Raw genomic sequence first — 25,033 nt, forward strand, 5'->3', positions numbered from 1 at the left:
ACTACATGGCCAAGTTTTTTATTGATCGGCCGATCTTTGCCTGGGTGATCGCACTGTTCATCCTGGTGGTTGGCGGCGTGGCGATCACGCAGCTGCCGATAGCCCAGTACCCGCCGGTCGCGCCGCCTTCGATTGTCGTCAACACCGCCTATCCCGGCGCTTCTGCCCAGACGCTCGAAGACAGCGTGCTGTCGGTGATCGAGCGAGAGATGAACGGTTCACCCGGCCTGATCTACATGGAGTCGGTGGCGCAGGCCGACGGCTCCGGCAGCATCACGCTGAGCTTCGAGCCCGGCACCAATCCCGATCTCGCGCAGGTGGATGTGCAGAACCGCCTGTCGCGCGCCTCACCGCGGCTGCCCGCCGCGGTCACGCAGCAAGGCGTTCGCGTCGACAAATCACGCTCCAACTTCCTGCTGTTCATCATGCTGTCGTCCGACAATCCCGCGCACGACCCCGTCGCGCTCGGTGATTACGCTTCGCGCAACATCGTGCCCGAGATCCAGCGTGTCAAAGGAATCGGCCAGGCCCAGCTCTTCGGCAGTGAGCGCGCCATGCGCATCTGGCTGGATCCGGCCAAGCTCACGGGCTTCAGCCTGTCGGCAAATGACGTTAACAACGCCATCCGCGCGCAAAACGCCCAGGTGTCGGCCGGCAGTATCGGCGACCGCCCCAATGTGGCGGGACAAGGCATTGCTGCCACCGTGGTAGTCACCGGCCAGCTTGCCAATGTCGAGCAGTTCGGCAACATTGTCCTTCGCGCCAATACCGACGGGTCGTCGGTGCGCCTTAAAGACGTGGCCCGCATCGAACTGGGTGGCCAGACGTATGCCACGTCGGCTCGCCTGAACGGCAAGACGGCGATCGGTATCGGTGTTCAGCTGGCACCCAGCGGCAACGCGCTTGCCGCTGCCAAGGCCGTTCGAACCAAGATGACCGAGCTCGAGCGCTATTTTCCGCAAGGCATGAAGTGGAGCATCCCCTACGACAGCTCGCGCTTCGTCAAGATTTCGATCTCCCAGGTTGCTGAAACATTGTTCGAGGCCGTAGCCCTGGTGTTCCTGGTCATGTTCCTGTTCCTGCAGAACTGGCGCTACACCATCATCCCGACCATCGTGGTGCCGATTGCACTGCTGGGTACTTTTGCCACCTTGCTGGCGCTCGGTTTCTCCATCAACGTGCTGACCATGTTCGGCATGGTGCTGGTGATCGGTATCGTCGTTGACGATGCGATCGTGGTCGTCGAAAACGTCGAACGCATCATGACCGAAGAGGGCTTGCCGCCGCTGGAGGCCACCCGCAAGGCGATGGGCCAGATTTCGGGCGCCATCATTGGCGTCACCGTGGTGCTGATTTCCGTGTTTGTGCCTTTGGCATTTTTCGCGGGCTCGACCGGCAACATCTACCGCCAGTTCTCCGCCGTGATGGTTTCGTCCATCGGCTTTTCCGCCTTCCTGGCCCTGTCCCTCACGCCGGCACTTTGCGCCACGCTGCTCAAGCCGGTTGAGGCTGGGCACCATCACGAGAAAAAGGGTTTTTTCGGCTGGTTCAACCGGGGGTTCTCGCGCACCGCAAAAAGCTATGAAAGCATGGTCGCGCGTATTCTCAAACGCGCCGCACGTTACCTGGTGATCTATGTGGCCATCATTGCCGCTGTGGCGGTGGTATACCTGCGTTTGCCCACATCCTTCCTGCCCAATGAAGACCAGGGCAACCTGCTGGTGAACGTGCAGTTGCCGCCGGGCGCAACTTACGAGCGCACGCTTTCGGTGATGGAAAAAGTCGAGGGTTTCATGCTCAAGCAGCCGGAAGTCGAAAGCATGGTCGGCGTGCTTGGCTTCAGCTTTTCCGGCCAGGGCCAGAATGCCGCGCTGGCGTTCGTGACGCTCAAGGACTGGAACGAGCGCGACGGCGAAGCGCATTCGGCCTCAGCGATAGCAGGACGGGCTTTCGGCGCCCTCATGGGTGTGCGTGATGCCTTCATCTTTCCGCTCAGCCCCCCACCCATTCCCGAACTGGGCACGGCCTCGGGCTTCAGCTTCCGCCTGCAGGACCGCGGCGGTGCGGGACATGATGCGCTTATCAACGCACGCAACCAGCTTTTGGGCATGGTTGCCAAGAGTCCGGTGCTCACACAAGTACGGCCCGATGGCCTGGAAGATGCGCCGCAGCTGCAGCTCGACATTGACCGCGACAAAGCCAATGCGCTGGGCGTGCCGTTTGACGCGATCAACGCGGTCCTGTCCACCTCGCTGGGTTCCAGCTATGTGAACGACTTCCCCAACCAGGGACGCCTGCAGCGCGTGGTGGTCCAGGCCGACGCGCCTTCGCGCATGCAGCCCGACGACCTGCTCCGGCTCAACGCCATCAACAGCCGCGGCCTGCCGGTTCCGTTGTCGTCGTTTGCCAGCACGCGGTGGATCAAGGGTGCCATGCAAACGGTGCGTTACAACGGCTACCCGGCCGTGCGTATCAGCGGCAGCGCTGCGCCAGGCTACAGCTCGGGCGCAGCGATGGCCGAGATGGAAAAACTCGCAGCGCAACTGCCGCAGGGCTTCGGTTTCGAATGGACGGGCCAGTCGCGCGAGGAAAAACTCGCAGGCGCGCAGGCCATGCTGCTCTACGGCTTTGCCATCCTCGCGGTGTTCCTGTGCCTTGCCGCCCTGTACGAAAGCTGGAGCATTCCGCTCGCGGTGATCCTGGTGGTGCCGCTAGGCGTGATCGGTGTGTTGCTGGCAACGCTGCTGCGCAGTTATTCGAATGACGTGTACTTCCAGGTGGGGCTGATCACCATCATCGGCCTGTCGGCGAAGAACGCGATTCTGATCATCGAGTTCGCCAAGGACCTGCAGGCGCAGGGTAAAGGTGTCATCGAGTCGGCGCTGGCCGCCGCGCATCTACGGTTCCGTCCCATCGTCATGACGTCGCTGGCCTTCGGCCTGGGCGTGCTGCCGCTGGTACTGGCTTCCGGCGCCGGCTCCGCGAGCCAGCGCGCCATCGGCACCGGCGTGATCGGCGGCATGATCACCGGCACGATCCTGGCGGTGATTTTCGTTCCGGTGTTCTTTGTGGTCGTGCGCGGCCTCTTCAAGGGCAGCGAGCGGCAAAACAGGATGTATTCGGAGCATGCCAAAGCAGCAGGCATCACCGGAGAAGAAGGAAGTGAGGGTAAAGCCCATGAATAAATCCAGCATGAAACCCAGGTTTCCGCAGCTTTTGGCGGTTGGTGCTGCGGCACTGCTGGCCGGCTGCTCGATGATCCCGAAGTATGAGCGCCCGGCTGCGCCTGTTGCAGACCAGTGGCCGGCTGTTTCCGGTTTCACCACCGGTTCCGCGAAGGCGCAGCCTGCTGCTACCGCACCGGCTCCGACTGTCGCTGCGGCCGACATCGAGTGGCAGGCTTTTTTCAGCGACCCCAAACTGCGGCAGCTGATCGAGGCCTCGCTGCGCAACAACCGCGACCTGCGCATTGCCGTGCTCAATATTGAGCAAGCCAGGGCCCAGTACCGGATCCAGCGTGCCGACCAGTTCCCCACGATCAATGCCGGCATCACCGGTTCGCGCCAGCCCAATGCCAACGGTAACGGCAGCATCACGAGCTCCTACACCGGCGGTTTGTTGATGCCGTCCTATGAGCTCGACTTTTTCGGCCGGGTCTCCAGCCTGAAGGAAGCGGCATTGGCGCAGTACCTGGCTACGGAAGAAGGTCGCAAGACGGCACAGATCAGCCTGATTGCGTCGGTGGCCAACACCTACCTCAGCCTGCTGGCCGACGAAGAACTGCTGGCCATCACGCAGCAGACGCTGGCTACACGGGAAGAGTCCTTCAAGCTCAGCAAGCTGCGCTTTGACAACGGCGTTGCTTCCGAGCTGGATTTCCGCCAGGCCGAGTCATTGACCGAAGCCGCCCGTGCATCGCTGGCCCAACTGGTGCGCCAGCGTGCGCTGGACCAGAACGCCCTGACCCTGCTGATCGGCCAGCCGCTCAGCGGTGACCTGGCGGTGGCCTTGCCTGCCGGCAAAGGTCTGGCCGACGCACCCATGATGGTGGACGTGCCGGCGGGGTTGCCGTCTGATTTGCTGGAACGCCGCCCTGACATCCGCCAGGCTGAGCAACAGCTGCTGTCTGCCAACGCCGACATCGGCGCTGCCCGTGCGGCTTTTTTCCCGCGCATCTCGCTCACGGCTTCTGCCGGCAGCGCCAGCTCGCACCTGTCGGGCCTGTTCAAGAGCGGATCCTACGGCTGGACGCTGGCGCCGCAGCTGATCCTTCCGCTTTTTGATGCAGGCCGTAACCGTGCCGGGCTGGATTCGGCCAACGCCGGGCGTGACATTGCCATCGCCCAGTACGAAAAGTCCATCCAGACAGCTTTCCGTGAAGTCGCCGATGCGCTGGCGGGCCGCGACACCCTGGGCGAGCAACTGCGTGCCCAGCAGGCGCAGGCCAATGCCGAGGCGACGCGTTTCAAGCTGGCTGATCTGCGCTACCAGAACGGTGTGGCCAGCTACCTGGACCAGCTCGATGCGCAGCGTTCGCTGTTCGCCGCACGTCAGGCGGTGGTGCAAACCCGGCTGGCCCAGCTGCAAAGCCAGGTCACGCTGTACAAGACCCTGGGTGGCGGCTGGAAAGAGCCGCCTGAGGAAGCCTTGAGCCTGAAGGCGTCCACCCAGCTCAGCCGCTGAGCGGGTGCGCGGCGCCTGAGGGTGTCCGCAGGGACCGGACACCCGTGTTACAAAATTGATAGCTGCTTGCGCCCATGGTTATTGGGCTGGCAGCTATTTTTGTATGAATTCTCACAAAAAGCAGGACAGCCGATTTTCTTCCGGTACCCAAAATTCAGGTGACTTGTGCCTGCAAGCCAATCATCATGGGCGCAAGCAGCTATCAAAACAATAGCAACCCTGCGGACACTCGCCATGGCGTCAGAAGGCGCCGCCGCTTCGCCGCCGGAATTGCGTGAAGGCTTGAGCCAGGCAGTGGCTCCAGCCGTGCCGCGATGCACGGCTTGAATCGCGGTACCTGCCCGTGCCCGGTGGCTGCCGCATCCTGTCGCCTCGCTCGTTCAATTGTGAGCAAGTGTTCCCTATGTATCCCCCTGACTTCCGCGCCACCCATGGCTTCGTGAAGGCACGTTAATTGCTGAAGGGTTACTCCCTACGGGGCCGCGTCTGGCGCGGCGGTATATTCGCGCCGACTGACAGGCAAACGGGGGCTCCTCTCACGAGAGGGCCCCGTTCCATCAACCATGGCGGGCCACAAGCCCGCCAATTTTCTATTCGGGAGTGCAACAGGCATGAACTCAAACTGGACGATGAAGGCGCTGACAAGCGCCGTGCTGCTGGCCTTGGCCGGCCTGGCTGGCCTGGCGGTTGCGGCCACGGTGCCCGCGGGCGTGAAGCTGCACGAGACGCAGGAGCTGGTCCGCAACAATGGCTCCGAGCCTGAAACCCTGGATGCGGCACTGGCGACGGGCGTTCCGGCCAACAACGTGATCCGCGACATGTTCGAAGGGCTGGCTGCTGCCGACCAAAACGGCAAGATCGTCCCTGCCGTAGCGGAGAGCTGGAAGCAGGTCGACCCTCTGACCTGGGTCTTCAAGCTGCGCAAGAACGCCAAATGGTCCAACGGCGACCCGGTGACGGCTGAAGATTTCATCTACAGCATGCGCCGCTTCGTCGATCCGGCGACCGCCTCCAAATACGCTTCCACCTACGGCGTCTTCCTGCTCAATGCCAAAGAAATCATTGAAGGCAAGAAGCCCGTCACCGAACTCGGCGTCAAGGCCATCGATCCCTATACCCTGGAGATCAAGACGCCTTTCCCGGTCGGTTTTCTGCCCGAGGTCGTCTCCAATCCCCAGCTCGCGCCCTTGCATAAAGCCACGATCGAGAAATTCGGCAAAGACTGGACCCGGCCCGCCAACATGGTGAACAACGGCGCCTTCTCGCTGAAAGACTGGCAGGTCAACAGCAAGATCATCCTGGTCAAGAACCCGTCGTACTGGGACGCGAAGAATGTCCAGCTCACCAAACTCACCTATCTCTCTGTCGAAGACGGCAATGCCGATGTGAAGCTCTATGAGTCGGGCGAGAACGACTGGGTCTACCAGCTCCCGCCCGGCACCTTCGACAAGTACAAGGCGCAATACCCCAAGGAAATCCGCAACACCGACATGCTGGGCCTGCGCTATTACTCGCTCAACAATGCAGACCCGGCACTCAAGGACATCCGTGTGCGCAAGGCGCTGTCGATGGCGCTGGACCGCGACATCCTCGCGCAGCGCGTGACGGCCGACGGCCAGACCCCTGCTTACGGCGTGATCGTCAAAGGCACCTCGGGCGCCGACGTCACCTCTTACGATTGGGCCAAATGGCCCGCCGACAAGCGCATCGCCGAAGCCAAAAAGCTGCTGAAGGAGGCCAACCTTCCGGCCGGCACCAAGCTGAAGTTCTCCTACAACACCAGCGACTATCACAAGAAAATGGCCATCTTCGCGGCCTCGGAGTGGAAAACCAAGCTGGGCCTGGACGTTGAACTCGAAGCGATGGAGTTCAAGGTGCTCATCAAAAAGCGCACCGACAAGGATTACCAGATCGCCCGCAACGGCTGGATCGCCGACTACAACGACGCCACCACCTGGCTCACGCTGGTGCAGTGCGATTCTGACCAGAACTACCACAACAGCTGCAACCGCAAGGCCTCCGCGCTGATCGACGAAGGCAACCAGTCGATGGACCCGGCCAAGCGCAAGGTGCTGCTGACGCAAGCCGCAAAGATGATCATGGAAGACTATCCCATCATCCCTTTGCTGCAATACACCGTACCGCGGCTGGTCAAGCCTTATGTGGGTGGCTACTCGACCACCAACGCGCTGGACCGCTACCGCGGCAAGGACCTGTACATCGTCAAGCATTGATGTCCGTCCGGGCAGGTGCCCTGTGTGCCTGCCTGTCCTTGATCTGCTTTTCACCGCCTTTCAATGTTTTTTCTGATGCCTCGCAGGTCTTTCAGGGCTAAGCTGTGCCTGGCCGACGCGCTCAGGCGCTCACACTGACATAGACCTAGCCCGGAGATATTCCCCATGTGGTCCTACACCTTCAGGCGCATCCTGGCGACGATTCCCACCTTGCTGGCCGTCGTCACCGTCTGCTATCTCCTGCTGCACGGCACGCCCGGCGGGCCTTTCGACGACGAACGCAAGGTGTCCGCTGCGGTGCTGGCCAACCTGCAGGCCAAGTACCACCTCGATCTGCCACTGTGGCAACAATACCTGTATTACCTCAACAGCCTGCTGCACGGCGACCTGGGCGCTTCGTTCCGTTATGCCGACTGGTCTGTCAATGAACTGGTGGCCAACGCGCTGCCGGTGTCCGCGGCGATAGGTGGGGGTGCCATCGTCATCTCCTTCTTTCTGGGTGTGTTCCTGGGCACGGTGGCCGCCGTGCGCCAGAACAGCGCGGTCGACTACCTCGTGATGCTGCTCGGCAACGCCGGGCATGTGTTTCCCTCGTTTGTGATCGGCCCAGTCCTGATTCTGGTGTTCGCCGTCTGGCTGAAGTGGGCGCCGGCCGGGGGCTGGAATGATTTCGCCCCGCGTTTCATGATCCTGCCCATGCTGCTGCTGATTTTCATCAACGTGGCCACCATCGCGCGCGTCATGCGCGGCAGCCTGATTGAGGTGTTGCACAGCAACTTCATCCGCACCGCGCGCGCCAAGGGCCTGCCCATGCGCGTCGTCATCCTGCGCCACGCCCTTAAGCCCGCGCTGCTGCCGGTGGTGTCTGTCATGGGCCCCCTGGCGATCTCATCGATCACGTCGGCTATCGTGACCGAGTCGGTGTTCTCCCTGCCGGGCATCGGCAAGCTGATCGTCAATGGCGCCGCCAACCGCGACTACACCCTGGTACTGGGCCTCGTTGTACTGGTGACCGTGATTGCCGTCACGCTGAACCTGCTGGTGGACCTGGCCTACGCCTTGCTCGACCCGAAGATCCGGTACTGAGCAGAGGCCTGCATGTTGTTCGAACAAAAAACCAGACAAGACCAGCTCGCTGCGGCTGTCGGCCAGACGCTGGCCGACGCCGAGATCCACGGCCGCAGCCCCTGGGCAGATGCGCGCGTGCGCTTCATGCGCAACAAGGCCGCGGTGTTCAGCCTGTACCTGCTGGCATTCATCACGCTTTGCTGCATCGTCGGGCCCTGGTTGCTGCCGCATGCCTTCGATGCGGCCGACTGGGACGCGATGAGCCTGCCGCCCACGCTCAAGAATGCGCATTTTTTCGGTACCGACGAGTCGGGCCGCGACCTGCTGGTGCGCAGCCTGGTGGGCGGCCGCGTCTCGCTGCTGGTGGGTTTCCTGGCGACGCTGTCGGCCGTGACGCTGGGCATTGTGTGGGGTGCGACGGCGGGCTTCATAGGCGGCAGGGTAGATGCCTTCATGATGCGCGTCGTCGACATGATGTATGCCGTGCCTTACCTGTTGATCGCCATCCTGATGGTGACCATATTGGGGCGGGCTTTTTACCTGGTGGTGATCACCATCACGGTGTTCTCCTGGATGAACATGGCACGCGTGGTGCGCGGCCAGACGCTGTCGCTGCGCTCCAAGGAGTTCATTGAAGCGGCCCGTGCGCTGGGCGTGCCCACGCGGCGCATCATCTTCCAGCACATTGTTCCCAATCTTCTGGGCATCGTCGCGATCTACACCACGGTCACCGTGCCGGCCGTGATCCTGGTCGAGTCCGTGCTGTCATTCCTGGGGCTGGGCATCCAGGAGCCCATGACAAGCTGGGGCGTGCTGATCCACGACGGTGCATCCGTCATGGAGGTCTCGCCCTGGATGCTGCTGTTTCCGGCGGGGATGCTCTCGCTGACGCTGTACTGCTTCAATTACATCGGGGACGGCCTGCGTGATGCGCTCGACCCCAAAGACCGCTGAGCCGCACCATGAGCCTGATTGAAGTCAATAACCTCGGGGTTCAGTTCCAGACCCAGGACGGGCTGATCTACGCCGTCAACGGCATCAACTTTTCGCTGGAGCGCGGCCAGACCCTGGGCATCGTCGGCGAGAGCGGTTCCGGCAAAAGCCAGAGCGTGCTGGCCATGATGGGGTTGCTCGCGGGCAATGGCAAAGCCACCGGCCAGGCCTTGTACAAGGGCCAGGATCTGCTGGCCATGAAGCCGGCCGAGCTCAACAAGATACGCGGCAACCGCGTCGCGATGATCTTCCAGGACCCGATGACTTCGCTGAACCCTTACCTGACGGTAGAGCGGCAGATGACTGAAGTGCTGCAGTTCCACAAGGGCCTGGACCGGAAGTCCGCCCGCGCCAGGTCGGTGCAACTGCTCGATGCGGTCAAGATCCCGGAAGCTGCCCGCCGTATCACCATGTACCCGCACGAATTTTCGGGCGGCATGCGCCAGCGCGTGATGATCGCCATGGCCTTGCTCTGTGAGCCCGAAGTGCTGATCGCCGACGAGCCCACCACGGCGCTGGACGTGACGGTGCAGGCGCAGATCATCGCCTTGCTGCGCGACCTGCAGCGCGACTTTGGCACCGCAATTGTCATGATCACGCACGACCTGGGCGTGGTGGCCGGTCTGTGCGATGAAGTCATGGTGCTGTACGGTGGGCGGGTGATGGAGCAGGGCAGTGCCGACAGCATTTTTTATGGTGCCTCCCATCCGTATACCGTGGGCCTTCTGGGCGCCATACCGCGCCTGGACGCGGATGAGGAAGCGCTTGTGGCCATCCCCGGTGCACCGCCCAACATGGCGCGGCTTCCCAAGGGCTGCCCGTTCAGCGAACGCTGTACGCTGGCCAGTGACCAATGCCGTGACGTGATGCCCGCGTTGCTGCCGGCCACGCACAACCCGGCGGTGCTGAGGGCTTGCCACAAATCCAGCGAGGCTGTGTCTGAACTTGCGGCCAAGGGAGCCGTCCATGCGTGATGCATCTCAACCCATTTTGTCGGTGCGCGACCTGAAAGTGCACTTCAGGATCAAAAGCGGCGCCTGGCCCTGGTCGCCCGCCCGCACCCTGAAGGCCGTGGACGGCATTTCCTTCGACATCCATGCGGGCGAAACGCTGGGCGTGGTGGGTGAGTCGGGCTGCGGAAAATCCACCTTGGCGCGTGCCGTGCTGAACCTGATTCCTGCCACCGCCGGCAACATTGTGTGGATGGGGCAGGAAATGACCGGCGCCTCCCCCCGGGCCTGGCTGGGCGTCAGGTCAGACATCCAGATGATCTTCCAGGACCCGCTGGCTTCGCTGGACCCGCGCATGACCATCGCGCAAATCATTGCCGAACCTTTGCGCACGCATCGGCCGCGCATGCCCGAGGCCGAAGTGATGCAGCGCGTTAAAACCATGATGAGCCGCGTCGGCCTGATGCCGCAGCAGATCAACCGCTACCCGCATGAATTTTCAGGCGGCCAGTGCCAGCGCATCGGCATCGCCCGGGCGCTGATCCTGGAGCCCAAGCTCATCATCTGCGACGAGCCGGTGTCGGCGCTGGATGTCTCGATCCAGGCGCAGATCATCAACCTGCTCAAGGCCCTGCAAAAGTCCATGGGCCTGGCGCTGATCTTCATCGCGCATGACCTGGCGGTTGTCAAACACATCAGCGACCGCATCCTGGTGATGTACCTGGGGCATGAAATGGAAGTGGCGAAAAAGAAAGCGTTGTATGCCGCGCCGCGCCATCCCTACACGCAGGCGTTGCTCTCGGCGATCCCGATTCCCGATCCGGCGCTGGAGCGAAAGAAGGTGATTCAGTTGCTGCAAGGCGACCTGCCGTCGCCCATGTCGCCGCCCTCGGGATGCGTGTTTCGAACGCGCTGCCCGCAGGCCATCGCGCGTTGCGCCGAAGAGGTGCCCGAGCTTCGCCGCCTGGACGACCAGACTGAAGCGGCTTGCCTGCTGGCTTGAGGGATTTTATGGCTGCGGCTTAATCAGGGCGGGCGCGAGCAGCTATCAAAACTATAGCGATCTGGTTCAGGCCCGAAGAACGCAGAGGTAGGCGGCGAACACCGCGGCGAGCCACACGGTTTCTACCAGCATCAACGCCATGGGCCGCCAGCCCAGCCGCACCAGTTCCTCGAACGAGGTTTTAATGCCCAGCGCCGAAATGGCGATCACCAGGCAGATCCGGGAGACATGGCCCAGCGCGTTTGTGAGCTGCTGTGTGACCACGCCCGCGCTATTCAGCAGTACCAGCGCCATGAACCCCACCAGAAAAAAAGGCAGCAAAGGTGCACGCCGGCCGGCATTGCCTGGTGTGCTGATCTGGCGCCGCCAGTAATAGGCAAGCACCGCTACCACCGGCACCAGCAGCGTGACACGGAACAGCTTGACGATCACCGCCACATCGCCGGCATCATGGGAAATCATCAGGCCTGCACCTACCACTTGTGCCACGTCGTGGATCGTGCCGCCCAGAAAGATGCCGGCGCTGGTTTCGTCCAGGCCCAGCACCTTGACCAGCAAGGGGTAGACCACCATTGCCAGCGTTGACAAGCCTGTTACGCCGACCACGGTGAGCAGCGTGTGGCGCTCGTTCTCCTCGGTTTTCGGCATGACGGCCGCAACCGCCAGTGCCGCCGACGCGCCGCAGATGGACACGGCTGCACCGCAGAGCAGGCCGAAGTCGGTGGCAAGGCCCAGGCGCCGCGCCAGCCAGGCGCCCAGTGCAATGGTGCTGGCAACGCCCAGCAGGGCAGTGGCCAGCGGACCGATGCCGAGCTGGCCGATTTGCGCCAGCGTGATGCGCGCCCCCAGCAGGGCCACACCGATGCGCAGCAGGGTTTTGGCGCAGAACTCAATGCCGGGTCGGCAGCGTTCGTCCTGGTGCAGGAAGTGAAAGGCCAGACCGAACAGCAGGGCGTACAGCAGTTGTGGGCCGCCGTAATGTTCAGAGACAAAGGTAGCGGCCAGCATGATGAGCAGCGGCGAGGCGATGCCCGGCCAGAGGCTGCGGGTGCGTTGGAGCCAAAGGTATGCGTTGCTGGGCATGGTGATGCAAACCGGAAGGAAAAAGGCAGGCAAGGGCCGCCGCAGAGGGCGGATGAAATCGAATGGGGGAGAGGAAAGGGGCTGGGGGTGATGCGAAGGGCAAGGGCGCAGAGGTAAAACCCTCAGGCCGCCAATGCGGCAAACCCCTGCTGCAAGTCGCTCACCAGGTCGACCGGGTCTTCCAGCCCGATGTGCAAGCGCACGATCTGGCCGTGGCCCGACCAGTCGGTCACGCTGCGGGCACCGCGCATGTTGGTCAGCGTGACCAGGCTTTCATAGCCGCCCCACGAAGCGCCCAGGCCGAACAGCCGAAGGCCGTCGATCAGCCGCTCGGCGGCGGTCTGGTCGAAGGCGGGCTGAAGCTCGAAGGACAACAGGCCGTTGGTGCCCTTGCAGTCGCGTTGCCAGATGGCGTGGCCTGGATGGCCGGGCAGGGCCGGGCAGAACACGGTCGCCACTTCACTGCGTGTTTGCAGCCAGGCAGCCACCTTCAGGGCACCGCGTTCATGCAGGGCCAGGCGCGCGGCCATGCTGCGTGTGCCGCGCAGCACCAGGTAGGCATCGTCGGGGCTTACCGTCATGCCGAAGGCATCGCTGCGTTCGTTCAGCGCCTGCCAGGCGGCTTGCGTGGTGGCTACGGTGCCCATCATCACGTCGGAGTGGCCCGACAGGTATTTGGTGGCCGCCATGATGGACACGTCGGCGCCCAGCGCCAGCGGCCGGTACTGGTAGCCGGAGCCCCAGGTGTTGTCGGCCACCAGCAGCAGGCCGCGTGCACGGGCGATGCCGGCCAGGCGCGGCAGGTCGCACATTTCATACACCAGCGAACCCGGGCATTCGGCATAAATCATGCGCGTGCCGGCCTCGATTTTTTCTTCCACGTCGCTGCCATCAGCCGCGAAGAAAGTGCAGCGGATGTTGTAGGGCGTGAGGAAGGACTCCACCAGCTTGCGCGCCGGTTCGTAGACGCTGTCCGACATCAGCAGGTGGTCACCGGGCTTGAGGTAGGACAACAGCGTCATCGCGATGGCGGCCAGGCCTGTGGGAAAGAGCCGGGTGCGCCAGGCGCCTTCCAGCTCGCTGACCATGTCTTCCAGTGCGTAGTTGGTCGGGTTGCCGCGCGCCCCGTAGGTGAACACGCGCTCATCGCCGCGGCGCAGGCGCATCTCGCGCTGGTGCGCTGTGTTGTCAAACAGCACGGTGCTGGCGCGCACCACGGCCGGGTTGACCGGCCGGCCTCCGTCATAGGCCGGCTGCTTGCCGGCGTGGACCAGGCGGGTCAGGGGTGACGCACTGGGTGCGGTGGCCGGTGGTGTTTTTTTGCTCATGTCGGGGCGGTTTGATGAATCCGGGGTCAGTCTAGCTTGGCGCCCGAGAGCTTGACGACGCGCGACCAGCGGGCAATGTCCGCCTTGAGCTGCGCGGCAAAAGCCGCCGACGTGTTGCCCACCACTTCGCTGCCGCCGTCGGTGATCAGCTTGCTGACTTCCGGCGACTTGAGCGAGCGCACGATGCTGTCGTGCAGGTAAGCCACGCGTTCGGGTGGCGTGCCCGCCGGTGCGAAAAAACCGTACCAGTCTTCAAAGGTCGTGTTCTTGTAGCCCAGCTCTTCCAGCGTCGGTACCTTGGTGAACACGCCGATGCGGCGCGGGCTGGTGACGGCCAGGGCGCGCATCTTGCCGTTCTGGATGAAACTGGACACCGAGGCGGTGGAAGTGATGAGCACGTCCACCTGGCCGCCCAGCAGGTCGGTGATGGCCGGCGCCGCGCCCTTGTAGGGCACGTGGGTCATGCTGATGGCGCTGTCTTTTTCCAGAACCACGCCGACGAGGTGCGAGAGTGTGCCATTGCCGGGCGTGGCATAGGTAACTCGACCGCCTGGGACTTTGGTCTGCGCGGCGAGGTCGGCAAAACTTTTCAGGGGCGAGTTGCTGGCCACTACCAGCACCAGCGGTGCGGCATTGATCTGGGTGATGGGCAGGAAGTTTTTCAGCGGGTCAAAACCCGGCGAGGCATACAGCGAGGGATTGACGGCCATCAACGAGACCTGGCCCGTGAGCACGGTGTAGCCGTCTGGCTTGGCGTCGGCCACGGCCTTGGCGCCTATGTTGCCGCCGGCGCCGCCGCGGTTGTCGACGATGGCGCTCTGTCCGGTGATGTCGGACAGTCGGCTCGTCACGAAGCGCGTCGTGGCGTCATTGCCGCCGCCGGCCGGGAACGGCGACACAAACTTGATGGCCTGGTTCGGGAAGCCGCCGACCTGCGGCATGGGTTGGGCTGAGGCGCCGCCGTGCACGGCGAGCAGGGCGCAGCACAGTGAGGCTGCGGTGAATTTCAGTTTGGCAAGCATGGGGGTTCCTGAATGAATTGGGGCAAAAGATGAAAAAAAAATGAGGCGGCGCGGGGCCAAATCGGTATTACGCGGGGTGGGTGGCCCCGGCATCAGGCAACTGGAATGCCTTCAGTTCCAGCGCGTCGAGCTGCCCGATCAGGTTCACTTCCCAGGCCAGGTACTGGCGGGCAGCTTCCTTGTTGCCGTCGTGCCGGTCATGCACGAAGAACAGGTAGTCGATGCAGTCGCTGTCGGCCGGAATGTTGTCAGTGGCCTGCAGCGCAAAGCCGGCGGCGCGCCAGGCGTCGAGGCCGCCTTCGAGCAGGCTGGCTTTCAGGCCCAACGCCTGGAGGTCAACGGCCGCGCAGGCGGCCGCAGCGGGCTCGTCGGCAACCAGCACCACCGGGCGGTGTTCACCGGCCAGCGCCTGTGCCAGGCGTGGGCGGATGGACCAGCGTGTACCCGCGATATGGTTTTGGCGAAACTGCATGCTGGGACGCAGGTCGATGGCGACCACGGTGCCATCGGCCAGCCCGGCCGACAGGGCCTGCGCGGTGGTGGCGGGCAGCGCGGGCAGGGCCACGGGCGCCGTGGCGGGCAGCGCCAGGCCACTGGCCAGGCCCTGGTCCAGCACGCTGGCGTCGTGGCCCAGCTGGCGCAGCCAGCTGGCGACCGTCAGCGCGCGTATGCCGTCCGTATCAAACAGCACCAGCCGCGCCTGGCGCACGCCCACATACTGGTCGGTGGCCTGGATCAGCTGGCCGCCCGGCGTGTGCTGCGCGCCGGGCAGGCTGCCGCGTGCAAATTCTTCGGGGCTGCGGACATCGCACAAAAAGAGCGTGCGCTGCGCGTCGCCGGCCCAGCCGCGTACAGTCTGTGCGTTGACGACAGGGACATCGAAACGCTTTGCCAGCGCCTGGGCTGCCGCGCGCATGCCCGCGGGCTCTGTGGGCTGGGCCGAGTCCTTGTAGCGGCGCGTGCCGCCGTGCTCGAGTTTGAAGTCTGCCAGGTACCAGCCCTGGGTACCGTTTTCCAGCGCCGATACGGGGTTGCGCAAGCCGAGGTTGATCAGCGTTTGCGCGCCGATGATACTGCGCGTGCGGCCTGCGCAGTTGATCACGATGTGCGTGCTTTCGCTGGGGACCAGGTCGCGGATGCGCAGGGCCAGCTCGCCGTTCGGGCAACTGATCGCCGTCGGGATGTTCATCTTGCGGAACTCCGAAAACGGCCGACCGTCGAGCACCACCACGTCGTCTTGCCGCTCCAGCATGGCTGCAAGTTCAGTCGCACTGACGCGGGGCGTGTGATAGACCTGCTCGGCCAGTTCGCCGAAAGTTTTGGACGGCACGTTGACGCCGGCAAACAACGGGAAGCCAGCGACTTGCCAGCCGGCTGTGCCGCCCTGCAGCACCTGCACATCGCTGTAGCCGAGTGCACTGAAGCGGCGCGCGGCCAAAGGCGCTGCGCCGCTGCCGTCGTCGTCATACACCACCAGCCGCACACTGCGGCGCGGCGCCAGGCGCGGTGCGTCCAGCTCAAGCCGGCTGTAGGGCAGAGGGATGCCGTAAAACAAATGCGACTGGCCGTACTGGCCGTGCTCGCGCACATCAAACAGGGCGATTTCCGCGCCGTCGTGCAGCCAGGCTTTCAGCGTGGCCGCGTCTACAAAACGTGTCATGGGATAGGGGGCGTGTAGGTTCGGAAATTCAGGGAAGGGGGTAAGGGCGCGCGGGTGTTCAGCGGCGCGTCTGCACGCCGATGCCCATGGTTTCGTACGTACCTTTTTCCAGGTCGTAGCCGGTGCGCGTGTTCAGCGTTTCAAGCGCGCGGCCATACATGTGCAAGTGGCGTATCACCTGGCCGGCCGGAATCTCCACCGAATGGATGTCTTCGGGCATCAGGGCGATGCCCGTGCCGGGCTCGACCACGACGGAGTTGACCTCTTTGAGCTGCGCCTTGCCCGGCACTGAGCCATCGTCCTGGCGTTCGTACACGCGGTTGATCTCGGAGCCTTCCACGGCACTGATGCAGGCCCAGGTCGTATGGTTGTGCGGCACGATGCGTTTGCCGGGACGCATCACGTTGAGGTAAAGCGCGAAGCTCTGGTCGGCGTCTTCAGCGATCAGGTAGCGCGCCTGCAGTTCGGGGCTTTCGGGCGCAGCGAAATCCGTAGCGTTCCACAGCTCCTTCTGGCCGGCCAGCTGGTTCAGGACCGCGAGCACTTTGGCCAGCGACTGGCGATTTGCTTCGCCGCTCCCAACAATAATCTTAATGTTTTGAATGGCGGCGCCAACTACCTGGTTGCGCTCGGCTGCTGCGGTCATGGGCATCTTCCTGAGTGAGGTTTTGGGTTTACTTGGCCTAATATAGTCAACTCGTATTTCTGAAACAACTCAGAAATAGAGATAAATACATTAGCATTTGTAATAAGTAGATATTTGCAAAACGCCTGGAAATGAAAACCCTTGATCTGGAATTGCTGCGAGCGCTGGTGGCCATCGACGAGCAGGACAGCTTTGCCAGCGCCGCCGTGCAGCTGGGCAAAACACAGTCGGCGGTGACGCAGCAAATGCAGCGGCTGGAAGACCAGATCGGCCACCCGCTGTTTGAAAAGCATGGGCGCCAGAAGCGCCTGACGCCGCATGGGTTAAAGCTGCTCGGTTATGCGCGCCACCTGCTGGCCATCAATGACGATGCCTTGCGCAGCCTGCAGCAAGGCAACCTGGAGGGTGTACTGCGCATAGGCGCGCCGCACGACGTGGCCGACACCATGCTGCCGACGCTGCTGGCACAGGTGGCGCGTGCTTCGCCGCTGTTGCAGCTAGACATCCATGTGGGGCGCAGCCCTTTCCTGATGGAATCTCTCAAGCGCGGCGAGATCGACATGACTATCTCCAACCGCAACGACCCGGCACTCGACGGCGTGGTGCTGCGTACCTCACCCACGGTATGGTTGTGCTCAGCCAGCTACGTACATGACCGCGCCAAGCCGGTGCCGCTGATCCTGGTGGAGGGCCCCAGCGTATTTCACAGGCTGGCACGCGAGGCGCTGGACGCTGCCGGAATTCCCTGGTCGCCGAGCTATACCGCTTCCAGCCTGATCGGCATCAAGGCTGCACTGCGTGCGGGTTTGGGCGTGACTGCGCGCGGCATCGAGATGGCGGGCAGCGACCTGCGCGTGCTGGGCGAAAACGATGGACTGCCGCGCTTGCCTGAGCTTGATTACTACCTGTTCGTTCGAAAGAATGTCATTAACCCGGTGACACGCAAGGTGTTCGAGATGCTGAAATCCAACCTCGGTTTGATTCGCAGCGCGGCGGACCCGGCTATCCCTGCCGCGCGTGCTGATCGGGAAATTTAAGCAGCGTCGGGAAAAATAAACGGCCAGAATTCCGGCGGAAAACGTATCCACGATGCACTGCAGACTTTTTAATTACTTTGCTAAAAATAATCGCGTGTGAATTTTCGGTGTCGCGAGATCACAAAAAATAAACGCGCGAAAAACGTTGGACGCGAGCCACATGTAGCGGTTGTATCTGCGTGGTAACACGGTGCATGCGTCATCCGCGGTGTACGCTCGCCGGACGCTGACGATGCCCACGAGGAGGTGGGGTTGTCTCGCGTATCCGATCAATGCAAGGAGAGCTCATGTCAGTTTCAACATTCCCCATCAAGCGGCGCACGCTGCTTGCTGGTTCCGCAGCCACCCTGGCGCTTGGCGCTGCGCCCGCATGGGCTGCCTACCCCGACAAGCCCATCAAGATCATCGTTCCCTGGGCAACGGGCGGTAGCACCGATGCCATTACCCGCGTGCTGGCACAGCGGCTGAGCGAAGGGCTGAAGCAACCCGTGATCGTCGACAACAAGCCGGGTGGCGCGGGCCACGTCGGAATTGACCAGGCTGCCAAGTCGGCACCCGATGGCTATACGCTGGCGATCGTGGAGTTGTCGCACGTGTACGCGCCCGCAGTTGTTGCCAACCTGCCTTACGACATGCTGCGCGACTTCACGCCGATCACGCTGGTGGGTACATCGCCCATGGTGCTGTTTACCGGCATGGGTCCCGAAAACAGCGACTTCAAGACTTTCCTGAAAACTTCTTCGACCGCCAAGGGCGGGCCTCCTGCCATGGCGAACAGCGGCACAGGGTCTATCAGCCACCTGGTGGGCGAGCTGTTTTCCCAAGAGACCAAAATCAAGTTCAACATGGTGCCTTACCGCGGCGGCGCGCCGGCGATGGTTGACCTGGCTGCCGGCCAGGTGTCCTCTTACTTCGCCACGCTGGCGACCGGCTCCAGTCTCATGGCCGCCGGAAAGGTCAAGGCGCTGGCGGTGACGGGCCGCAAGCGTTCGGACGTCCCCATCCTGCGCTCCTTGCCGACGATGACTGAGCTCGGCTTGAAGAACATGGATGTGGCGCAGTGGTGGGCGCTTGTTGCGCCAGCGACCACGCCGCTTGAAGTCACCGAGCGGCTTCGCCTCGAACTCCTGAGTGCGATGTCGGATTTCAAGGTGGTGGAACGTATGTCTGCTTTGGGCGTGGAAATGAAAGGTACTTCACGCGACCAGTTGCGTGGATTCCTTCGGGCGGAGTCGGAGCGCTGGCGCACCCTGGCGCGTAACGTGGGACTGAAGCCGCAATAACTTCAGTTGCTTCAACGGATTCGGCTCATCACTGAGTCGATGAGTACCAGCGCCGGCGAGTCCAGCCGGCGCTGTGGTGCTATAGCTGCAGGCCCAGCCAGCGTCGTGCGGCTGCGTTCAGCGACTCCTGCAGACCCGTTGTCAGCAAAGTGATGTGGCCGGGTGCGTCGCCTTGCCGCAACTGCCCGGCGGCTTCGAGCAAACGGCGGGTCTGCCGCGCGACCGGCTCGCCGGTCTCGATCAGGCGGACGTCGGTGCCCACCATTTTCTGCAGTGTGTCCCACGCGAAGGCGTAATGCGTGCAGCCCAGCACCAGAGTATCGACCTGCCCGGCTTGGCCGCCGAAGGGGCCGATCGCTTGCGTGTATCCACGGCATAAAGCACTGATCTGCGCAACATCATGGTTCTGGATCGCATCGGCCAGCCCGTCGCACGGCTGCAGGATGAACTCGGCCTGGCCTTTCAGCGAATCGTGCAGGGCGCGCAGCTTGGCGCTTGCCACCGTGCCGCGCGTCGCCATGACGCCGATGCGGCCTGTCCTGCTCAACGCGACGGCCGGTTTGAGTGCCGGCTCGACGCCGACCAGCGGCAAGTCCGGGTGCTCGGTTCGTACGAGGTGAACGGCGGCCGCCGTCGCGGTATTGCACGCGATTACCAGTGCCTTAATCGCATGCTCTTCGCGCAATTTGCGCACGACGGCGCGCGTGCGCTCAATGACAAAAGCGTCGCCGCGCTCGCCATAAGGCGCGAAGCCCGCGTCGGCCAGGTAGACGAAGGACTCTGCGGGCAATTGGGCCCGCAACGCCTTGAAGACGCTAAGGCCGCCCACGCCGCTGTCGAACACGCCGACCGGCCGGTCGGCGCCGGCATGGCCTTCGCTCACGCGGCTGCGACGGGAATGTTTTTGAACTCGCCGGTGGCGATTTTCTTTTGCCACTCGGCTGGGCCGGTGATGTGCGCGCTGGTGCCGCCCGCATCCACCGCCACGGTCACCGGCATGTCAACCACGTCGAACTCATAGATCGCTTCCATGCCCAGGTCGGCAAAGCCCACGACCTTGGCTGTCTTGATGGCCTTGCTGACCAGGTAGGCGGCGCCGCCGACGGCCATCAGGTAAGCGCTCTTGTGCTTCTTGATGGCTTCGATGGCAACCGGGCCGCGCTCGGACTTGCCGATCATCGAGATCAGGCCGGTCTCAGCCAGCATCATTTCAGTGAAACCGTCCATGCGGGTGGCGGTGGTCGGGCCGGCAGGTCCTACGGCTTCATCACGCACCGGATCAACCGGGCCGACGTAATAGATGACGCGGTTGGTGAAATCAACCGGCAGCTTTTCGCCCTTGCCCAGCATGTCCTGGATACGCTTGTGCGCTGCGTCACGGCCGGTTAGCATCTTGCCGTTGAGCAGCAGGGTCTGGCCGGGCTTCCAGCTGGCAACTTCTTCTTTGGTCAGCGTATTGAGATCGACCTTCTTGCTCTTCTTGTAGTCGGGCGTCCAGTTCACGTTGGGCCAGAGGTCCAGTGAAGGCGGGTCCAGATAGACCGGGCCGCTGCCGTCCATCACGAAGTGCGCGTGGCGTGTGGCAGCGCAGTTGGGAATCATCGCGACGGGCTTGCTGGCGGCGTGCGTCGGGTACATCTTGATCTTGATGTCCAGCACGGTGGTCAGGCCGCCCAGGCCCTGCGCGCCTATGCCCAGCGCGTTGACCTTCTCAAACAGTTCAAGGCGCAGCTCTTCGGTCTTGGTCATCTTGGCGCCCGAAGACGATTTGGCTTGCAGCTCATACATGTCCAGGTCGTCCATCAGGCTTTCCTTGGCCATCAGCACGGCTTTTTCGGCGGTGCCGCCAATGCCGATGCCCAGCATGCCGGGCGGGCACCAGCCGGCGCCCATGGTGGGCACGGTTTTGAGCACCCAGTCGACCACCGAATCGCCGGGGTTGAGCATGACCATCTTGCTTTTGTTTTCGCTGCCGCCGCCTTTGGCCGCCACGGTCACGTCGATCTTGTTGCCGGGCACCAGCTCGGTGAAGATCACGGCCGGTGTGTTGTCCTTGGTGTTCTTGCGGTCGAACTGCGGGTCGGCCACCACCGAGGCGCGCAGGGTGTTGTCAGGGTGGTTGTAGCCGCGCCGCACGCCTTCGTTGATGGCGTCGTCCAGGCTGCCGGTAAAGCCTTCCCAGCGAACGTCCATGCCGACTTTAAGGAACACGTTGACGATGCCGGTGTCCTGGCAGATCGGGCGCTGGCCGGTCGCGCTCATCTTGCTGTTGGTGAGGATCTGTGCAATCGCATCCCTGGCGGCCGGGCTTTGCTCGCGCTCATAGGCTCGCGCCAGGTGGGCGATGTAGTCGGTGGGGTGGTAGTAGCTGATGTACTGCAGGGCAGCGGCTACGGATTCGATGAGGTCGGCTTGCTTGATCGTGGTCATGGTGGGTCGTCGTTATGAGGGCGTTTCGGGGAAATTTCGGGCAAACCCCGCAATTATCCGCCCTTGGCGGGCAACTCGGGCATGTCGGGCGAGAGGATCCAAAACCCTTCAGATGAGAATCTTTCTCGTCTGCAGTCATACTAGGACTCTTAACCATCTTTTTTGACGCGCAGGATATTTCCATGACGACAAGCAGCACGCGCACGGAGCGCGATACCTTTGGCCCTATCGAGGTGCCGGCCAACAAACTCTGGGGTGCGCAGACGCAGCGCTCGTTGCAGAATTTCGACATCTCGGGCGAGCAGCAGCCACGTGAAATCATCAAGGCGCTGGCGCAGGTCAAGCGCTCATCGGCCAGGGTCAACCATGCGTTGGGCCTTCAGGACGAGAAAAAAACCAAAGCCATCGTGGCCGCAGCCGACGAGGTGATCGCGGGCGGGCATGCGGACGAATTCCCCCTGGTGGTATGGCAGACGGGCTCCGGCACGCAGACCAACATGAATGTCAATGAAGTGCTGGCCAACCGCGCCAGCGAAATTCTGGGCGGCGAGCGCGGCGAGGGCCGCCTGGTGCACCCCAATGACGATGTCAACCGCAGCCAGTCGTCCAACGATGTGTTTCCTACCGCCATGCATGTTGCCGCTGTAGAGGCCATGACCCACAAGCTCCTGCCAGCGATTGCGAAGTTGCGCGCGACGCTGGCGCAAAAAGCCAAAGACTTCGACAGCATCGTGAAGATTGGACGTACCCATCTGCAGGATGCGACACCACTCACCCTGGGCCAGGAGTTCTCGGGTTATGTCGCGCAGCTTGACCACGGCGAAAAGCATGTGCGTGCCGCCTTGCCGCACCTGTATGAACTGGCGCTCGGCGGTACTGCCGTTGGTACGGGGCTGAATGCACCGAAGGGGTATGCGGAGCAAGTGGCGGCCGAACTGGCCACGCTGACAGGCCTGCCTTTTGTGACCGCACCCAACAAGTTCGAAGCGCTGGCCTCGGTCGACGGCCTGGTGCATGCGCACGGCGCCCTCAAAACACTGGCAGCCAGCATGATGAAGATTGCCAACGACGTGCGCTGGCTGGCCAGCGGCCCGCGCAGCGGCATCGGCGAGCTCAGCATTCCCGAGAACGAACCTGGCTCGTCCATCATGCCGGGCAAGGTCAACCCGACGCAGAGCGAAGCCGTGACCATGTTGGCGGCGCAGGTGTTCGGCAACGACGTGGCCATCAACTTCGGCGGTGCCTCGGGCAACTTCGAGCTCAATGTGTTCCGGCCCATGGTGGCGCACAACTTTTTGCAAAGCGTGCGCCTGCTGGCCGATGGCATGGTGAGCTTTAACGACCACTGCGCCGTCGGCATTGAGCCGAATCGCGAACGCATCGCCGAGCTGGTTGACCGCTCGCTGATGCTGGTGACGGCACTGAACACGCACATCGGCTATGACAAGGCCGCCTTCATCGCCAAAAAGGCGCACAAGGAAGGCAGCAGCCTGCGCGATGCGGCGCTGGCCTCGGGCCATGTCACGGGCGAGCAGTTTGATGCCTGGGTGCGGCCTCAAAACATGGTGGGCTGACGCCGGCCGCAACCCGGTTCGGCGGTGGTTGGCTGAGGGTTTGAAGAGGCAAAGGGTTTACCCTATGATTGCTTCTGTAGATGCTCACGCAACAAAGGAAACTCATGACCGCTTTCGCCCTGTATCTGAAAATTGCCCAACCCGCCGTCAGGGCGCGCGCACGCCTTATGCTGCGTGAGTTGCTTGCTGCTACGCCTCTGCATATTTTTATCAGCGCGCTGCGGCCCCGCTAATTGTTGCCGGGCGGTTTGCGCCGCCATCGATAGACCGCGTGACGCGGTTGCTTTTCTCTCTCTCGTTTTTTTTCAGTGCCTCCCAGGCCCGGTGCAACGCCGGGCGTTTGCTGACCCTCGAATTGCGTGTTCAGGCTCAGCTCGGCCATTACCCGCACACCCTCATCTTGTGAATTGAATCCGTCGCAGAAACCGGGGGGTAACGCTGCATGATTCTTTCAATCAGCTTTCGTTTTTTTCGCGTTGCGTAAAGTTTTTTCCAAACTTGATCGCGATCAAGCGGGCTTCGAAATGCGCGCTCTCACAATCCGCCCACAACAACAGCATCAGCGATTGCAAACGCAATTTCCACGGCATACAACGACAGGAGACTTTCATGACACACGCCAATACGGCCACCCCCGCGCCATCGAACGCTCATCGCTGGATACAGCTTCTCTTGGGCATCGTCTGCATGGCGATGATTGCCAACCTGCAATATGGCTGGACCCTTTTTGTCAATCCGATTGCCGACAAGTACGGCTGGAGCAAGGCCGCCATCCAGGTTGCTTTCACGATTTTTGTGTTGACTGAAACCTGGCTCGTGCCGATTGAAGGCTATCTCGTCGACCGTTTCGGGCCACGTCCGGTGGTCATGGTCGGCGGCATTCTTTGCGGCGTGGGCTGGGTTATTAATTCCTTTGCCGATTCACTGATGCTGCTCTACATCGCTGCTGCGATCAGTGGCGTTGGCGCGGGTGCGGTGTACGGTACCTGTGTCGGCAATGCCTTGAAGTGGTTTCCGGATCGCCGAGGCCTGGCTGCGGGTCTCACGGCTGCAGGTTTTGGCGCGGGCTCCGCGCTCACTATTCTTCCGATCTCGGCCATGATCAAGGGCAGCGGCTACCAGTCTGCCTTCCTGTACTTCGGGATCATTCAGGGCGTGATCGTATTTGTCGTGTCGTTCCTGTTGACGCGGGCACCGGCGAACCTGGCCAAGAGCGGCTCGATCTCCACGATCAATGTGCAGCAGAGCCGGCGCGACTACACACCGTCCGAAGTCCTGCGTTCACCGGTGTTCTGGGTGATGTACGTCATGTTCGTGATGGTGGCGGCCGGCGGGCTGATGGCTACGGCCCAGCTCGGACCTATCGCCAAGGATTTCAACGTCGGCGACGTGCCCGTCAGCATCATGGGTCTGGCGCTGCCGGCGCTCACATTTGCCATGGCCATTGACCGCGTGCTTAACGGGCTCACCCGTCCGTTCTTTGGTTGGGTGTCGGACCAGATCGGCCGTGAAAAAACGATGCTGATCGCCTTTGGCATCGAGTCGGTGGGCATCCTGGCTCTCTACCAGTTTGGCCACAACCCGGTTGCCTTCGTGGTACTGACGGGCATGGTGTTCTTCGCCTGGGGCGAGATCTACAGTCTCTTTCCATCAACCTGCGCCGATACCTTTGGCTCCAAGTACGCCGCATCCAACGCCGGCCTGCTGTACACCGCCAAGGGCACGGCGTCGCTGCTGGTTCCGCTGTCCAGCGTGCTCACGGCGATGACGGGCAACTGGCACGCCGTGTTCATTGTCGGCAGCGTCATGAACGCGATTGCTGCCCTGATGGCGTGGTATGTGCTGCGCCCGATGCGGCGCGCCGAGATGGAAAAGGCTGTGCTGCCGGCGGCCGCCTCCGGCAAGGCTGCCAGCTTCGGTCATCTTCCGCAGTCCGCGCAATAAATAGAGTAGAGGTCAGGGCTTGCGGTCCGATGCCTTCAGTGGCGCTTGGCCGCAATGGCTGACATCACGGCTGAGCCATGAGCTGCGGCCTCCGC

General features: G+C 62.6%; 18 protein-coding genes. 11 read left to right on the forward strand and 7 right to left on the reverse strand.

Annotation, left to right across the window (positions count from 1 at the left end; genetic code table 11):
- Positions 1-5: 5 nt before the first annotated feature.
- The 7 genes from AC1DU8_RS07135 to oppF all read left to right on the forward strand — a co-directional run bounded on the left by AC1DU8_RS07135 (position 6) and on the right by oppF (position 10,931).
- Positions 6-3,185: an efflux RND transporter permease subunit gene (locus AC1DU8_RS07135; protein ID WP_457280304.1), complete on the forward strand. Its 3,180-nt coding sequence runs from the start codon at positions 6-8 to the stop codon at positions 3,183-3,185.
- Positions 3,178-4,683 (forward strand): efflux transporter outer membrane subunit, encoded by a 1,506-nt coding sequence (locus tag AC1DU8_RS07140; protein WP_457280305.1) that lies wholly within the window; start codon positions 3,178-3,180, stop codon positions 4,681-4,683. The genes AC1DU8_RS07135 and AC1DU8_RS07140 overlap by 8 nt, the downstream gene beginning before the upstream one ends.
- Before the next feature lie 611 nt (positions 4,684-5,294).
- On the forward strand, positions 5,295-6,917 hold the full coding sequence (locus AC1DU8_RS07145) for a peptide ABC transporter substrate-binding protein (protein WP_477726588.1): 1,623 nt from the start codon (positions 5,295-5,297) through the stop codon (positions 6,915-6,917).
- 165 nt (positions 6,918-7,082) lie between these two features.
- Positions 7,083-8,003: an oligopeptide ABC transporter permease OppB gene (oppB, locus tag AC1DU8_RS07150; RefSeq protein ID WP_477701940.1), complete on the forward strand. Its 921-nt coding sequence runs from the start codon at positions 7,083-7,085 to the stop codon at positions 8,001-8,003.
- Between the two features lie 12 nt (positions 8,004-8,015).
- Entirely contained in the window at positions 8,016-8,939 is a 924-nt protein-coding gene (locus AC1DU8_RS07155) for an ABC transporter permease subunit (RefSeq protein ID WP_457280308.1), read from the forward strand.
- Positions 8,940-8,947: 8 nt separating this feature from the next.
- A complete protein-coding gene (locus AC1DU8_RS07160; RefSeq protein ID WP_477665741.1) occupies positions 8,948-9,952 on the forward strand; it encodes an oligopeptide/dipeptide ABC transporter ATP-binding protein in 1,005 nt (334 codons plus the stop codon).
- A complete protein-coding gene (gene oppF / locus AC1DU8_RS07165; protein ID WP_457280310.1) occupies positions 9,945-10,931 on the forward strand; it encodes a murein tripeptide/oligopeptide ABC transporter ATP binding protein OppF in 987 nt (328 codons plus the stop codon). The genes AC1DU8_RS07160 and oppF overlap by 8 nt, the downstream gene beginning before the upstream one ends.
- Positions 10,932-10,997: 66 nt before the next feature.
- Here the strand turns inward: oppF and AC1DU8_RS07170 are convergent, their stop codons facing one another.
- The 5 genes from AC1DU8_RS07170 to AC1DU8_RS07190 all read right to left on the reverse strand — a co-directional run bounded on the left by AC1DU8_RS07170 (position 10,998) and on the right by AC1DU8_RS07190 (position 16,670).
- A complete protein-coding gene (locus AC1DU8_RS07170; protein ID WP_477726589.1) occupies positions 10,998-12,014 on the reverse strand; it encodes a YeiH family protein in 1,017 nt (338 codons plus the stop codon).
- A 122-nt stretch (positions 12,015-12,136) separates the two neighbouring features.
- Complete coding sequence (gene metC / locus AC1DU8_RS07175) at positions 12,137-13,342, reverse strand: cystathionine beta-lyase (RefSeq protein WP_477726590.1); 1,206 nt, start codon at positions 13,340-13,342, stop codon at positions 12,137-12,139.
- Between the two features lie 26 nt (positions 13,343-13,368).
- Positions 13,369-14,364, reverse strand: a complete 996-nt coding sequence (locus AC1DU8_RS07180; protein WP_477689357.1) for a Bug family tripartite tricarboxylate transporter substrate binding protein — start codon at positions 14,362-14,364, stop codon at positions 13,369-13,371.
- A 67-nt stretch (positions 14,365-14,431) separates the two neighbouring features.
- Positions 14,432-16,024 carry a rhodanese-like domain-containing protein gene (locus AC1DU8_RS07185; protein WP_477689358.1) on the reverse strand — a complete coding sequence of 531 codons (1,593 nt, stop codon included), beginning with the start codon at positions 16,022-16,024 and terminating at the stop codon, positions 14,432-14,434.
- Between the two features lie 58 nt (positions 16,025-16,082).
- Complete coding sequence (locus tag AC1DU8_RS07190) at positions 16,083-16,670, reverse strand: cysteine dioxygenase family protein (protein WP_457280315.1); 588 nt, start codon at positions 16,668-16,670, stop codon at positions 16,083-16,085.
- Between the two features lie 131 nt (positions 16,671-16,801).
- Here AC1DU8_RS07190 and AC1DU8_RS07195 point away from each other — a divergent pair, with 131 nt between their 5' ends.
- Positions 16,802-17,707: a LysR substrate-binding domain-containing protein gene (locus AC1DU8_RS07195; protein WP_457280316.1), complete on the forward strand. Its 906-nt coding sequence runs from the start codon at positions 16,802-16,804 to the stop codon at positions 17,705-17,707.
- Between the two features lie 287 nt (positions 17,708-17,994).
- Positions 17,995-18,990 (forward strand): Bug family tripartite tricarboxylate transporter substrate binding protein, encoded by a 996-nt coding sequence (locus tag AC1DU8_RS07200; RefSeq protein ID WP_477689359.1) that lies wholly within the window; start codon positions 17,995-17,997, stop codon positions 18,988-18,990.
- 79 nt (positions 18,991-19,069) lie between these two features.
- Here AC1DU8_RS07200 and murI read toward each other — a convergent pair whose 3' ends face one another.
- Positions 19,070-19,873, reverse strand: a complete 804-nt coding sequence (gene murI / locus AC1DU8_RS07205) for a glutamate racemase (RefSeq protein ID WP_477689360.1) — start codon at positions 19,871-19,873, stop codon at positions 19,070-19,072.
- Entirely contained in the window at positions 19,870-21,420 is a 1,551-nt protein-coding gene (locus AC1DU8_RS07210) for a fumarate hydratase (RefSeq protein ID WP_477665742.1), read from the reverse strand. Before AC1DU8_RS07210 ends, murI begins: the two co-directional genes overlap by 4 nt.
- Before the next feature lie 182 nt (positions 21,421-21,602).
- Here AC1DU8_RS07210 and fumC point away from each other — a divergent pair, with 182 nt between their 5' ends.
- Positions 21,603-22,994: a class II fumarate hydratase gene (fumC, locus tag AC1DU8_RS07215; protein ID WP_457280320.1), complete on the forward strand. Its 1,392-nt coding sequence runs from the start codon at positions 21,603-21,605 to the stop codon at positions 22,992-22,994.
- A 609-nt stretch (positions 22,995-23,603) separates the two neighbouring features.
- Positions 23,604-24,938, forward strand: a complete 1,335-nt coding sequence (gene oxlT / locus AC1DU8_RS07220) for an oxalate/formate MFS antiporter (RefSeq protein ID WP_477726591.1) — start codon at positions 23,604-23,606, stop codon at positions 24,936-24,938.
- Positions 24,939-25,033: the final 95 nt, after the last annotated feature.

This window comes from Polaromonas sp. P3_A5 (assembly GCF_056403055.1).

What these genes read in the sequence shown, in the direction of transcription:
- AC1DU8_RS07135 (WP_457280304.1), top strand. Translation starts at nt 6, where the DNA reads ATGGCCAAGTTTTTTATTGATCGGCCGATCTTTGCCTGGGTGATCGCA.
- AC1DU8_RS07140 (WP_457280305.1), top strand. Translation starts at nt 3,178, where the DNA reads ATGAATAAATCCAGCATGAAACCCAGGTTTCCGCAGCTTTTGGCGGTT.
- AC1DU8_RS07145 (WP_477726588.1), top strand. Translation starts at nt 5,295, where the DNA reads ATGAACTCAAACTGGACGATGAAGGCGCTGACAAGCGCCGTGCTGCTG.
- oppB (WP_477701940.1), top strand. Translation starts at nt 7,083, where the DNA reads ATGTGGTCCTACACCTTCAGGCGCATCCTGGCGACGATTCCCACCTTG.
- AC1DU8_RS07155 (WP_457280308.1), top strand. Translation starts at nt 8,016, where the DNA reads ATGTTGTTCGAACAAAAAACCAGACAAGACCAGCTCGCTGCGGCTGTC.
- AC1DU8_RS07160 (WP_477665741.1), top strand. Translation starts at nt 8,948, where the DNA reads ATGAGCCTGATTGAAGTCAATAACCTCGGGGTTCAGTTCCAGACCCAG.
- oppF (WP_457280310.1), top strand. Translation starts at nt 9,945, where the DNA reads ATGCGTGATGCATCTCAACCCATTTTGTCGGTGCGCGACCTGAAAGTG.
- AC1DU8_RS07170 (WP_477726589.1), bottom strand. Translation starts at nt 12,014, where the DNA reads ATGCCCAGCAACGCATACCTTTGGCTCCAACGCACCCGCAGCCTCTGG.
- metC (WP_477726590.1), bottom strand. Translation starts at nt 13,342, where the DNA reads ATGAGCAAAAAAACACCACCGGCCACCGCACCCAGTGCGTCACCCCTG.
- AC1DU8_RS07180 (WP_477689357.1), bottom strand. Translation starts at nt 14,364, where the DNA reads ATGCTTGCCAAACTGAAATTCACCGCAGCCTCACTGTGCTGCGCCCTG.
- AC1DU8_RS07185 (WP_477689358.1), bottom strand. Translation starts at nt 16,024, where the DNA reads ATGACACGTTTTGTAGACGCGGCCACGCTGAAAGCCTGGCTGCACGAC.
- AC1DU8_RS07190 (WP_457280315.1), bottom strand. Translation starts at nt 16,670, where the DNA reads ATGACCGCAGCAGCCGAGCGCAACCAGGTAGTTGGCGCCGCCATTCAA.
- AC1DU8_RS07195 (WP_457280316.1), top strand. Translation starts at nt 16,802, where the DNA reads ATGAAAACCCTTGATCTGGAATTGCTGCGAGCGCTGGTGGCCATCGAC.
- AC1DU8_RS07200 (WP_477689359.1), top strand. Translation starts at nt 17,995, where the DNA reads ATGTCAGTTTCAACATTCCCCATCAAGCGGCGCACGCTGCTTGCTGGT.
- AC1DU8_RS07210 (WP_477665742.1), bottom strand. Translation starts at nt 21,420, where the DNA reads ATGACCACGATCAAGCAAGCCGACCTCATCGAATCCGTAGCCGCTGCC.
- fumC (WP_457280320.1), top strand. Translation starts at nt 21,603, where the DNA reads ATGACGACAAGCAGCACGCGCACGGAGCGCGATACCTTTGGCCCTATC.
- oxlT (WP_477726591.1), top strand. Translation starts at nt 23,604, where the DNA reads ATGACACACGCCAATACGGCCACCCCCGCGCCATCGAACGCTCATCGC.